The organism is Yersinia enterocolitica (genome assembly GCA_002082245.2).
In the GTDB taxonomy this organism is placed as follows: Bacteria; Pseudomonadota; Gammaproteobacteria; order Enterobacterales; family Enterobacteriaceae; genus Yersinia; species Yersinia enterocolitica_E.
This window is the reverse complement of sequence record NBTC02000002.1, coordinates 3740272-3752530: the sequence shown is the minus strand read 5'-3', so window position 1 is coordinate 3752530 and position 12259 is coordinate 3740272. Positions and strand designations below refer to the sequence as shown.

Below are 12259 nucleotides of genomic sequence, written 5' to 3'. Positions count from 1 at the left end.
GCCGTCTGGCGAAGAGTTACTCTTCTTCCAGCTCGATATTGATGCCCAGCGAGCGGATTTCTTTCAACAATACGTTGAAGGACTCCGGCATGCCTGGTTCCATACGGTGATCGCCATCCACGATGTTTTTGTACATCTTGGTACGGCCGTTTACATCGTCGGACTTGACGGTAAGCATTTCCTGCAATGTGTACGCGGCGCCATAAGCTTCCAACGCCCACACTTCCATCTCACCGAAGCGCTGACCACCGAACTGAGCCTTACCACCCAGCGGCTGCTGAGTAACCAGGCTGTAAGAACCGGTAGAACGCGCATGCATCTTGTCATCAACCAAGTGGTTCAGTTTCAGCATGTACATGTAGCCGACAGTAACCTGACGTTCAAATTGCTCGCCGGTACGGCCGTCAAACAGAGTAATCTGACCAGAAGTTGGCAGACCACCTAGCTGTAACAGTTCCTTGATCTCTTTCTCTGTCGCGCCGTCGAAGACTGGTGTTGCAATTGGCATACCTTTTTTCAGGTTCTCAGCCAGACGCAATACTTCGTCATCGGTGAAGGTGCTCAGATCAACTTTCTGACAAACGTTGTCGCCCAGATCGTAGGCTTTCTGGATGAACTCACGCAGTTTGGCAACTTCTTCCTGCTTCTTCAGCATGGCGTTGATTTTCTCGCCAATGCCTTTCGCTGCCATCCCTAAGTGGGTTTCCAAAATCTGACCGATGTTCATACGCGATGGTACGCCCAGCGGGTTCAGAACGATGTCTACCGGCGTACCGTTTTCATCGTAAGGCATATCTTCGATCGGGTTAATTTTGGAGATAACACCTTTGTTACCGTGACGACCGGCCATCTTGTCACCCGGTTGAATCTGACGTTTAACCGCCAAATACACCTTGACGATCTTCAGCACGCCTGGTGCCAAATCATCACCTTGGGTGATCTTACGACGCTTGGCATCCATCTTCTTCTCGAATTCGGATTTCATTTCGTCGTACTGCTCTGCCAACTGTTCCAGTTGGTTTTGCTTGTCTTCGTCGGTCAGGCCCAGTTCGAGCCAACGATCACGTGGTAACTTGCTCAGCTTGTCAGCTTCGATGCCACCAGAAACCAGTACTGCATGGATACGTGCAAACAGGCCCGCTTCCAGGATCTGCAACTCTTCAGTCAGGTCTTTCTTAGCCTGCTTCAGTTGCATCTCTTCGATTTCTAACGCACGTTTATCTTTTTCTACACCGTCGCGAGTAAAGACTTGTACGTCAATAACCGTACCGGAAACACCGTTTGGTACACGCAGAGAAGAGTCTTTAACATCAGACGCTTTCTCACCGAAGATCGCACGTAACAGCTTCTCTTCTGGCGTCAGTTGGGTTTCACCTTTAGGTGTTACCTTACCAACCAGAATGTCGCCGCCAGTCACTTCAGCACCGATATACACGATACCGGACTCATCCAGTTTGGACAGTGCAGCTTCACCCACGTTCGGGATATCAGCCGTTATCTCTTCTGGCCCCAGCTTGGTGTCACGGGACACACATGCCAGTTCTTGAATGTGGATGGTGGTGAAGCGATCTTCTTGTACCACGCGCTCGGAGACCAAGATGGAGTCTTCGAAGTTGTAACCGTTCCAAGGCATGAACGCTACGCGCATGTTCTGACCCAATGCCAGTTCGCCCAGATCTGTTGATGGGCCATCTGCCAGCACGTCGCCGCGCTCGATTGGCTCACCCAGATTCACACACGGCATCTGGTTGATACAGGTGTTCTGGTTTGAACGGGTGTATTTGGTCAGGTTATAAATATCAATGCCTGCTTCGCCCGGATACATTTCGTCTTCGTTAACTTTAATAACGATACGGGATGCATCTACGTATTGAACCGTACCGCCACGTTTGGCTACAGAGGTTACCCCTGAGTCAACCGCTACTGCACGTTCCATACCAGTACCCACCAGCGGCTTATCAGCACGCAGAGTAGGAACCGCCTGACGTTGCATGTTCGCACCCATCAATGCACGGTTGGCGTCATCGTGTTCCAAGAATGGAATCAGAGAAGCACCAACAGACACCACCTGTTGAGTGGAAACGTCCATATAGTCTACTTGGTCGCGGCTAAACAGGCTTGATTCGCCTTTGCTACGACAAGTGACCAAGTCTTCAATGAAGCGGCCGTCTTCGTCCAGGTTGGAGTTCGCCTGAGCGATAACGAAATTGCCTTCTTCAATAGCAGACAGGTAGTTAATTTCATCGGTCACCACACCATCGCGTACGCGACGATAAGGTGTTTCCAGGAAACCATACTCGTTGGTCTGTGCGTAGACAGACAAGGAGTTGATCAGACCGATGTTTGGACCTTCTGGCGTTTCGATTGGACATACGCGACCGTAGTGAGTCGGGTGTACGTCTCGAACTTCAAAGCCAGCACGTTCACGGGTCAAACCGCCCGGGCCCAATGCAGAGATACGGCGTTTATGCGTAATCTCAGACAACGGGTTGTTCTGGTCCATAAATTGTGACAACTGGCTGGAACCGAAGAACTCTTTCACCGCCGCCGAAATCGGCTTGGCGTTGATCATGTCCTGAGGCATCAGAGTGTCGAGGTCACCCAGAGACAAACGCTCTTTAACTGCACGCTCAACACGAACCAGACCTACACGGAACTGGTTTTCAGCCATTTCACCAACGGAACGAATACGACGGTTGCCCAAGTGGTCGATATCATCCACTTCGCCGCGACCATTACGGATATCGATGAGCTTTTTCATCACTTCGGTGATGTCTTCTTTGCTCAGGATACCGGAACCTTCGATTTCGTCACGCAGCAGGGAACGGTTGAACTTCATCCGGCCAACCGCTGACAAATCATAGCGGTCTTCAGAGAAGAACAGGTTCTCAAACAGATTTTCAGCAGCTTCACGTGTTGGTGGCTCACCAGGACGCATCATGCGGTAGATCTCAACCAAGGCGCTCAAACGATCGCTGGTTGGGTCAACACGCAGGGTCTCGGAGATATAAGCACCGTGATCCAGGTCGTTGGTGAACAATGTTTCGATATGCTTGTGGCCAGACTGGCTCAGTTTAGCCAGTAAATCCAGTGACAGCTCCATGTTGGCTGCACAGATAAGCTCACCGGTGTTCGTATCGATATAGTCTTTTGCAACCACTTTACCGGCAATGTATTCAACCGGAACTTCGATGCGATCAATGCCGTCTTTTTCAAGCTGGCGAATATGACGCGCAGTAATACGACGCGCTTTCTCGACGTAAACTTTGCCATTCGCTTCAATATCAAAGGATGCCGTTTCACCGCGCAGGCGCTCTGGAACTAATTCCATCTGCAGCTTGTTGTCACGAATCTCAAAGACCACTTTCTCGAAGAACAGATCCAAGATCTGTGCAGTGGTGAAACTCAATGCGCGCAGAATGATGGTTGCAGGCAATTTACGACGACGGTCAATACGGACAAACAGGTTGTCTTTCGGGTCAAACTCGAAATCTAACCATGAACCGCGGTAAGGGATGATACGTGCGTTGTACAGCACTTTACCCGATGAATGGGTTTTACCCTTATCACTGTCAAAGAATACGCCAGGGCTACGGTGTAGCTGAGATACGATAACCCTCTCAGTACCGTTAATGACAAAGGTACCGTTTTCGGTCATGAGTGGAATTTCACCCATGTAGACTTCTTGTTCTTTGATGTCTTTGACCGTACCTTCAGGAGCTTCGCGCTCATAGATTACCAGACGCAGCTTAACGCGTAGCGGTGCGGAATAGGTCACACCACGGATCTGGCACTCTTTAACATCAAATACAGGTTCACCAAGACGGTAGCTAACGTATTGCAGCTCCGAATTGCCACTGTAGCTCTGAATTGGAAAAACAGAACGGAATGCTGCTTCCAGACCGTGCTGCCCTTCGGGATCTTGCTCGATGAATTTCTGGAACGAGTCAAGTTGGATAGAAAGGAGATAAGGTATGTCCAGAACTTGTGGACGTTTACCAAAATCCTTACGAATACGTTTTTTCTCGGTATAGGAGTAAACCATAGGGTTCCTCAGCTCGCTGAAAAGTCGACCCACTCTGTCTGCCCCGAACATAGGACAGTTCATGCAACACTATTATTTAGAATGAGAAGTTGAAACACTTCTCGAAATACTCTTTTCTATCACTCTTAAACCATTTCATCGCGTTACTTTGACTACCGAGCTACCCGAGTGGGTCGTAGCTGAGAACGCAGTATATTAAGTCGTAAATAGAAAGGAATATTGGGGGGTTAGTCAGCCGCTAAACAGTGTGAAATGCGACTAACGCCCTACAGCGCAAAAAGGCTGATGACTAAAAAGTCACCAGCCATCAGCCTATAAGTTAGGCTGCGAACTCAAAGCTAAACTTACTTGATCTCAACAGAAGCACCAGCTTCTTCCAGAGATTTTTTCAGAGACTCAGCTTCGTCTTTGTTCACGCCTTCTTTCAGAACTGCAGGTGCAGACTCAACCAGATCTTTAGCTTCTTTCAAGCCCAGGCCAGTTGCGCCGCGAACAGCTTTGATTACTGCAACTTTGTTGTCGCCGAATGAAGCCAGAACAACGTTGAATTCAGTTTGTTCTTCTACAGCTTCAGCAGCAGCAGCAGGACCTGCAGCAACAGCAGCAGCTGAAACGCCGAATTTCTCTTCCATAGCAGAGATCAGTTCAACGATTTCCATTACAGACAGAGCTGCAACGCCTTCCAGAATTTGGTCTTTAGTGATAGTTGACATAACAAGTGTTCCTAAAATACAGAAATAGTTTATACGTTAAAAAGCAGTGACTGACAAAAGTGAGGGCGATTAAGCCGCTTCAGCTTCTTTCTGATCACGCAGCGCAGCCAGAGTACGAACCAATTTGCCAGCAGCGGCTTCTTTCATGGTTCCCATCAGACGTGCGATTGCTTCTTCGTAGGTTGGCAGAGTTGCCAGGCGGTCGATCTGAGCCGCAGGGATTAACTCGCCTTCAAAGGCTGCTGCTTTAACCTCAAATTTTGCATTATCTTTAGCAAATGCTTTGAACAGACGAGCAGCTGCGCCCGGGTGTTCAGAAGAGAATGCGATCAAGGTTGGACCAACAAACGTGTCTTTCAGGCATTCGAATTGAGTGCCTTCAACAATGCGGCACAGCAAGGTGTTACGAACAACTTGCATGTGAACGCCAGCTTCACGACCTGCTTTACGCAGTTCAGTCATTTTGTCAACGGTAACGCCACGAGAATCCGCAACAACCGCAGACAGCGCACCTTTGGCTACTTCTTTAACTTCAGCAACAATCGCTTGTTTGCCTTGAAGATTTAGTGCCATTAGTTCTTGCTCCTGGATTAACCGGAGAGTAATTCCCCGGAACTCACGTCACCCAATCCACTACAAAATGCAATGAACGGGCGTTGAAACACGGTGAGCAGAATTCAGCAAGGACAATTCTTTATAGGAAAGAAAAAAATGCTTTAGGTTCTGTCACCGTCTACGCAGGAAATTAAGTGTCTTACGACACACCTGCGGTCTTGGACGGAGGCTTGGATAAGGCCAAGCTCCAACCGAAAATTCTGGTGTTCTGCTGATAAGTAACCCCATCAACAGAAGCATGGGCGTAAGATTCTAGACAAACCTTACGCCCACGTAAAGCGATAAAATCAATTCGTGATTAGATCACTACTGCTGACAGACCGCTTTGATCGATTGCAACGCCAGCACCCATGGTGGTGGAGAGGCTGATTTTCTTGATATAAACGCCTTTCGCTGTAGCAGGTTTAGCACGCTTCAGCGCAACAACCAGAGATTCTAAGTTTTCTCTCAACTTATCTGAGTCGAAATCAACTTTACCAATGGTAGTGTGGATAATACCGTTTTTGTCGTTGCGATAACGAACCTGACCTGCTTTAGCATTCTTAACTGCTTCAGCAACGTTAGGAGTAACAGTACCCACTTTAGGGTTAGGCATCAGGCCACGTGGACCCAAGATTTGGCCCAATTGACCTACAACGCGCATTGCATCTGGGGAAGCAATAACAACGTCGAAGTTCATTTCGCCTTTCTTGATCATATCAGCCAGATCTTCCATACCTACCAATTCAGCGCCTGCTTCTTTCGCAGCTTCAGCGTTTGCACCCTGAGCGAAAACAGCAACGCGTACTGAACGGCCAGTACCATGTGGCAACACAGTTGCACCACGAACGTTCTGGTCAGATTTACGTGCGTCGATACCGAGGTTAACGGCAACGTCTACACTTTCTACGAATTTAGCAGTAGCCAGCTCTTTCAGCAGGGCAACAGCTTCGTTGATATCGTATTGCTTAGTCACATCAACTTTGTCACGGATCACGCGCATGCGCTTGGTCAGCTTAGCCATTTATTAACCCTCCACTACCAGGCCCATGGAACGAGCAGTACCTTCGATTGAACGCATCATGTCGTCAATTGAAGCACCAGTCATATCCGCAGCTTTGGTTTCTGCGATTTCACGGACCTGAGCACCGGTCACAGTCCCTACTTTGTCTTTGTTCGGCTTGCCAGAACCAGACTTAATACCTGCCGCTTTTTTCAGCAGAACTGCTGCTGGCGGGGTTTTAGTAACGAAAGTGAAAGAGCGATCAGAATAAACAGTAATAACAACAGGGATCGGCAGGCCTTTTTCAATGCTTTCAGTCTTAGCATTGAACGCTTTACAGAATTCCATGATGTTAACACCCTGCTGACCCAAAGCTGGACCAACTGGTGGACTTGGGTTCGCCATACCAGCTGCTACTTGCAGCTTGACATAGGCTTGTACTTTCTTAGCCATTTACGATTTCCTCGATTTGGGTAGTATCGCCTCGCGTTCGAGGCTCCCCGTGTTTTGTCTCGCTATTATTTACGATGAAATAAGTTGCCACGGATGACAAAAAGCAAGACATCTAAAAACAAAAGGCGCGAAATTATATTTTAATTTCGCGCCTAAGACAAGACTCAAATTTCAATCACTGCTGAAAAATGAATCAGCCTTTTTCTACCTGACTGAAATCCAGCTCGACCGGTGTTGCACGGCCAAAGATAGAAACAGATACTTTCAGGCGGCTCTTCTCGTAGTCCACTTCTTCAACAACACCGTTAAAGTCGGCAAATGGACCATCGCTGACACGCACCAGTTCACCTGGTTCAAACAGTGTTTTAGGACGTGGTTTATCACCCACTTGTTGAAGACGATTCATAATCGCATCAACTTCTTTATCACTGATTGGTGCAGGGCGATCGGATGTACCACCGATAAAGCCCATTACACGTGGCACGCTACGCACTAAGTGCCAGCTGGCATCGTTCATCACCATCTGGACCAGTACATAGCCTGGGAAGAATTTGCGTTCACTTTTACGACGTTGACCACCACGAATTTCGACGACTTCTTCCGTTGGAACCATGACTTCGCCAAACAGCTCTTCCATGTCATGTAACTTGATATGCTCACGCAGCGATTGAGCTACGCGGCCTTCAAAACCGGAAAACGCCTGAACGACGTACCAACGCTTTTTTGGTGCTTCAGACATCTTAGAACCTCAGGCCAGTAATAAATGATACCAGGCGGACTAGGATACCATCTAGCCCCCATAGAATCAGTGACATTACAGCAGTTACCGCAGCAACGATTAACGTTGTATGCAGAGTTTCCTGACGGGTAGGCCAAATCACTTTACGCACTTCCGTGCGTGCTTCACGAGCAAACGCTACAGTGGCTTTACCTTTTGCCGTCATCAATGCAACAGCACCGGCAACAGCGATAATTACTACAACTGCCAACGCACGCAACGGCAGGCTGTAATCACGGAAATAATAGTTACCAACAATAGCTGTAACTAATAATACAGCAACGATTAGCCATTTAGCCGTTTCCAGGCCGCGTCCGCTCCCTGGAGCCTCGGTATTCGCACTCATAAACCAACCTGTCACTATGATTCAGAACAACAACTTTGCTTCGCATCGCAAAGCAAACCAAGCCGAAGGATGCTCTAGAGACTCTCTAATCGGCACCACTCGGCACTATTCGCCGTATTTCCAGAGCCCATCTCACCAGTAATTATGATGAAAAAACCACTGATGAGATAGGTTCTAGCATGACAACGTAGAAAAAGGGCATCAAATGATGCCCTTTTATCGCATGTCGCGTCAAATCTTATTCAATGACTTTAGCAACAACGCCGGCACCTACCGTACGGCCGCCTTCACGAATTGCGAAACGCAGACCATCATCCATTGCGATAGGCGCAATCAGGTTAACAATCATTTGAATGTTATCACCTGGCATCACCATCTCAACGCCGTCTGGCAATTCAATAGTACCGGTTACATCCGTTGTACGGAAGTAGAACTGAGGACGGTAACCTTTGAAGAACGGAGTATGACGGCCGCCTTCGTCTTTGCTCAGAATATAAACTTCTGATTCGAATTTAGTATGTGGCTTGATAGAACCTGGCTTAGCTAATACCTGACCACGCTGTACGTCATCACGTTTAGTACCACGCAGCAGAACACCAACGTTCTCACCCGCGCGGCCTTCGTCCAGCAGTTTGCGGAACATTTCAACGCCAGTACATGTTGTTCTAATGGTATCGATAATACCAACGATTTCAACTTCTTCACCAACTTTAACAATGCCACGCTCTACACGGCCAGTGACAACTGTACCACGGCCTGAGATAGAGAATACGTCTTCGATTGGCAGCAGGAATGGTCTATCGATTGCACGCTCAGGCTGTGGGATGTAGCTATCCAGTGCCTCAGCTAATTCAATAATTTTTGCTTCCCATTCTGGCTCGCCTTCTAACGCTTTCAGCGCTGAACCACGGATAACGGGAGTATCGTCGCCAGGGAAATCGTATTGAGACAGAAGTTCGCGGACTTCCATTTCTACCAATTCCAGCAATTCTTCATCGTCAACCATGTCACACTTGTTCAAGAAGACCAGGATATAAGGAACACCAACCTGACGACCTAACAAGATGTGCTCGCGAGTCTGTGGCATCGGGCCATCAGTTGCAGCAACAACCAAAATCGCGCCGTCCATCTGAGCAGCACCGGTTATCATGTTTTTAACGTAGTCGGCATGCCCTGGGCAGTCAACGTGCGCATAGTGGCGCGACGGGGTGTCATATTCAACATGTGACGTGTTGATGGTGATACCACGCGCTTTCTCTTCCGGAGCGTTGTCGATCTGGTCGAATGCACGAGCACTACCGCCGTAGGTTTTAGCCAGTACGGTGGTGATTGCAGCAGTTAGGGTAGTTTTACCATGGTCAACGTGGCCAATAGTACCCACATTAACGTGCGGTTTTGTACGTTCAAACTTTTCTTTAGACATCGATTGTCCCTCTAAGACACGGAATCGGTGGTTTCACCACATCAACCAAGCGCATGCTTGCTGAATCCATAACACAGAAAGAAAATCAGGGGACGAGAGAATGAGAAATGGTGCTGATAGGCAGATTCGAACTGCCGACCTCACCCTTACCAAGGGTGCGCTCTACCAACTGAGCTATATCAGCACATCTTGGAGCGGGCAGTGGGAATCGAACCCACATCATCAGCTTGGAAGGCTGAGGTAATAGCCATTATACGATGCCCGCATCTTAGAACTCGGCTACCTGACTTAATCTGCAGAAATTTGAAAGGAAGGGCTTGGCCACTTCACTCTTCATCGAGAGCGGTGCTCTCGCCTTGAGTGTGTATTAGGAGTTCGATCTTCTGAATCACCCTGAGACTCAAGGTTAAATATGGTGGTGGGGGAAGGATTATTCGTCACTTCGCTCCTCACCCTTCGGGCCGCCGCTGCGCGTCGTTGACTCGCTACGCTCGGCTCGAACCTTCGTCGAAGGTTTTCACCTTCCCCTTAAGTAACTCATTTAGATTCATGACACTGAATCGGCTTGAGACTCAAGAGTAAATATGGTGGTGGGGGAAGGATTCGAACCTTCGAAGTCGATGACGGCAGATTTACAGTCTGCTCCCTTTGGCCGCTCGGGAACCCCACCTAAATTTTAGTACTTGAATGGTGCCGGCACCAAGAGTCGAACTCGGGACCTACTGATTACAAGTCAGTTGCTCTACCAACTGAGCTATGCCGGCATCAAGTGCAGCGCATTCTAGGTAGAGCGAGCTTATGATGCAACAAAAAAATTGCATAAGTCGACCTTTCGCTCACAAAACAGCCACTTTTTAAAAGCCAGATGTATTATTAACCATAGTTAGCTCATTTCACATCCAGCACACCCGCTTTTGTAATCAACGCCATGAATGAAAAATTCCCCCTTAAATGAGTTCACCTCTCATTGTGCCACCAATTTTAGTACCACTGACTGAGTATAAATTTAGTTTTGCGCCTCAAAAAAGGGAGAGTGCCCCAATTGAGTGCATCTCGTCTAAAAAAATATTGCTCCAATGAGGGTAATCACACTACTCATATTTGGCTTGTTTATTGCTTAAACATAGACATAAGCATAGACCAGCAGCGGTTGAGGAGTTTTATCATGAAGATAGTTTTACTTAATGCGGCAACATTGCCTATATATCGCAGTGAGCTGGCAAGTTTACTGATTGATGCCGTAGCTCATGGGGCATCTGTAGGCTATGACTCCCGCTCTCTGTCGCAGAAAGAAGCTGAGAGCTATTACGATGGTCTGCGCCCGGCCATCGCCAAAGGAGCATTACTATTATGGATAGCACGCGATGAGATGGGGATTACTGGAACTATCCAATTAGACCTTTGCCAAAAGCCAAATGGTTTAAATCGAGCCGAAGTGCAGAAATTATTGGTGCATAGCCGTAGCCGTCGTACTGGTATTGGGCACAAATTGATTCTCGCGATGGAGAGTACCGCGGTTCAACTACGCCGTGGATTGCTATATCTCGATACTCAAGCAGGTTCTCCTGCTGAATCTTTTTACCGTGCACAAGGTTATCGTTGCATGGGAGAAATTCCGGATTATGCCTGCACACCCGATGGCAGCTATCATCCGACCGCAATCTATTTCAAACGTTTATTTTCAGTAAATCAATCACATACTGCCATAGCCAGTTGATGACCGTGATTGTTATCTATAAAAAGGGTAGAACCTACCATCTGTGTTCTTAATTGATTGGAATAGCAACGTACATCAAATAAATCACTCACTAAGCACAAAAATGTCTACGCCAAAAAGCAAGCTGCCTATAATATGCAGCTTGTTTCTTATCTGGAGTTGGCGTCCAGCGCCTTTCCCAACCTGCGTTAACAGGCAGAATTTGGCTTATGACAAAAAGAGATCAATCTTTAGCGACGCCTTATCTACAGTTCGATCGTACTCAGTGGGCAGCCTTGCGCGACTCAGTACCATTGACACTAACAGAAGAAGAAATCGTTAAACTCAAAGGGATTAACGAAGACCTTTCATTAGATGAAGTGGCACAGATATACCTGCCACTTTCGCGCCTGCTTAACTTTTATATTAGTTCTAATTTGCGGCGACAGGCGGTTCTGGAACAATTCCTTGGAACTGATGGCCAGCGTATTCCCTATGTCATTGGCATTGCAGGCAGTGTTGCTGTCGGTAAAAGCACCACCGCGCGCTTACTGCAAGCGTTACTGAGCCGCTGGCCGGAACATCGCAGTGTAGAACTGATTACAACAGATGGTTTTCTTTATCCCAATAAAGTCCTGAATGAGCGTGGGCTGATGAAGAAAAAAGGATTCCCACAATCCTATGATATGCATAATCTGGTGAAGTTTGTCTCAGAAGTAAAATCAGGGACAGGTTATGTTACGGCGCCGGTTTATTCTCATTTAATATATGATGTTGTCCCTGACGGTAATAAGATCATCAAGCAACCTGACATTCTCATATTAGAGGGCTTAAATGTTCTACAAAGTGGAATGGATTACCCTCATGATCCGCACCATGTATTTGTCTCTGATTTTGTAGACTTCTCTATATATGTCGATGCCCCTGAAGATTTACTTCAAAGTTGGTATATAAACAGGTTCCTTAAGTTTAGACAGGGTGCATTTTCCAATCCTGATTCTTATTTCCATAATTATGCTAAATTGCCTGAAGCAGAGGCAATCAAGATTGCCACTCAATTATGGAAAGAGATTAACGGATTGAATTTAAAGCAAAATATACTACCAACGCGTGAGCGTGCCAGTCTGATAATGACTAAAAGTGCCAACCATGCCGTTGAGAGTGTACGTTTGAGAAAATAGCCAAAGTGGGAGGTTCTAGCCTCCCAT

The 12259-nt window shown here is 47.5% G+C and carries 10 protein-coding genes, 4 tRNA genes and 1 other RNA gene; 2 read left to right on the top strand and 13 right to left on the bottom strand.

Annotation, left to right across the window (positions count from 1 at the left end):
- Positions 1–16: 16 nt before the first annotated feature.
- The 13 genes from rpoB to A6J66_018620 all read right to left on the bottom strand — a co-directional run bounded on the left by rpoB (position 17) and on the right by A6J66_018620 (position 10119).
- Positions 17–4045: a DNA-directed RNA polymerase subunit beta gene (gene rpoB / locus A6J66_018680; GenBank protein PNM26007.1), complete on the bottom strand. Its 4029-nt coding sequence runs from the start codon at positions 4043–4045 to the stop codon at positions 17–19.
- 344 nt (positions 4046–4389) lie between these two features.
- Positions 4390–4758: a 50S ribosomal protein L7/L12 gene (locus A6J66_018675; protein PNM26006.1), complete on the bottom strand. Its 369-nt coding sequence runs from the start codon at positions 4756–4758 to the stop codon at positions 4390–4392.
- 69 nt (positions 4759–4827) lie between these two features.
- Positions 4828–5331: a 50S ribosomal protein L10 gene (locus tag A6J66_018670; GenBank protein ID PNM26005.1), complete on the bottom strand. Its 504-nt coding sequence runs from the start codon at positions 5329–5331 to the stop codon at positions 4828–4830.
- Positions 5332–5671: 340 nt separating this feature from the next.
- Complete coding sequence (locus A6J66_018665) at positions 5672–6376, bottom strand: 50S ribosomal protein L1 (protein ID PNM26004.1); 705 nt, start codon at positions 6374–6376, stop codon at positions 5672–5674.
- A gap of 3 nt (positions 6377–6379) precedes the next feature.
- Positions 6380–6808 carry a 50S ribosomal protein L11 gene (rplK, locus tag A6J66_018660; protein ID PNM26003.1) on the bottom strand — a complete coding sequence of 143 codons (429 nt, stop codon included), beginning with the start codon at positions 6806–6808 and terminating at the stop codon, positions 6380–6382.
- A gap of 193 nt (positions 6809–7001) precedes the next feature.
- On the bottom strand, positions 7002–7547 hold the full coding sequence (gene nusG / locus A6J66_018655; GenBank protein PNM26002.1) for a transcription termination/antitermination protein NusG: 546 nt from the start codon (positions 7545–7547) through the stop codon (positions 7002–7004).
- 1 nt (position 7548) lies between these two features.
- Positions 7549–7932, bottom strand: a complete 384-nt coding sequence (locus A6J66_018650) for a preprotein translocase subunit SecE (GenBank protein ID PNM26001.1) — start codon at positions 7930–7932, stop codon at positions 7549–7551.
- Positions 7933–8170: 238 nt separating this feature from the next.
- On the bottom strand, positions 8171–9355 hold the full coding sequence (tuf, locus tag A6J66_018645) for an elongation factor Tu (protein PNM26000.1): 1185 nt from the start codon (positions 9353–9355) through the stop codon (positions 8171–8173).
- 108 nt (positions 9356–9463) lie between these two features.
- Positions 9464–9539: transfer RNA gene (locus A6J66_018640), tRNA-Thr, on the bottom strand.
- A 6-nt stretch (positions 9540–9545) separates the two neighbouring features.
- Positions 9546–9620: transfer RNA gene (locus tag A6J66_018635), tRNA-Gly, on the bottom strand.
- Positions 9621–9768: 148 nt separating this feature from the next.
- Positions 9769–9896: non-coding RNA, RtT sRNA (locus A6J66_018630), on the bottom strand.
- 44 nt (positions 9897–9940) lie between these two features.
- Positions 9941–10025 (bottom strand) — tRNA-Tyr (locus tag A6J66_018625).
- An 18-nt stretch (positions 10026–10043) separates the two neighbouring features.
- Positions 10044–10119: transfer RNA gene (locus A6J66_018620), tRNA-Thr, on the bottom strand.
- A gap of 401 nt (positions 10120–10520) precedes the next feature.
- Here A6J66_018620 and A6J66_018615 point away from each other — a divergent pair.
- Together A6J66_018615 and A6J66_018610 are read left to right on the top strand one after the other, a co-directional pair.
- Positions 10521–11072, top strand: coding sequence for a GNAT family N-acetyltransferase (locus A6J66_018615; GenBank protein PNM25999.1), 552 nt, complete (start codon positions 10521–10523; stop codon positions 11070–11072).
- 209 nt (positions 11073–11281) lie between these two features.
- A complete protein-coding gene (locus tag A6J66_018610) occupies positions 11282–12232 on the top strand; it encodes a type I pantothenate kinase (protein ID PNM25998.1) in 951 nt (316 codons plus the stop codon).
- Positions 12233–12259 lie beyond the last annotated feature (27 nt).

Bases quoted from the DNA above. Each gene is read 5' to 3' on its own strand.
- A6J66_018665 (PNM26004.1), bottom strand. From the start codon at position 6,376: ATGGCTAAGCTGACCAAGCGCATGCGCGTGATCCGTGACAAAGTTGAT.
- rplK (PNM26003.1), bottom strand. From the start codon at position 6,808: ATGGCTAAGAAAGTACAAGCCTATGTCAAGCTGCAAGTAGCAGCTGGT.
- A6J66_018670 (PNM26005.1), bottom strand. From the start codon at position 5,331: ATGGCACTAAATCTTCAAGGCAAACAAGCGATTGTTGCTGAAGTTAAA.
- A6J66_018610 (PNM25998.1), top strand. From the start codon at position 11,282: ATGACAAAAAGAGATCAATCTTTAGCGACGCCTTATCTACAGTTCGAT.
- A6J66_018650 (PNM26001.1), bottom strand. From the start codon at position 7,932: ATGAGTGCGAATACCGAGGCTCCAGGGAGCGGACGCGGCCTGGAAACG.
- A6J66_018615 (PNM25999.1), top strand. From the start codon at position 10,521: ATGAAGATAGTTTTACTTAATGCGGCAACATTGCCTATATATCGCAGT.
- nusG (PNM26002.1), bottom strand. From the start codon at position 7,547: ATGTCTGAAGCACCAAAAAAGCGTTGGTACGTCGTTCAGGCGTTTTCC.
- tuf (PNM26000.1), bottom strand. From the start codon at position 9,355: ATGTCTAAAGAAAAGTTTGAACGTACAAAACCGCACGTTAATGTGGGT.
- rpoB (PNM26007.1), bottom strand. From the start codon at position 4,045: ATGGTTTACTCCTATACCGAGAAAAAACGTATTCGTAAGGATTTTGGT.
- A6J66_018675 (PNM26006.1), bottom strand. From the start codon at position 4,758: ATGTCAACTATCACTAAAGACCAAATTCTGGAAGGCGTTGCAGCTCTG.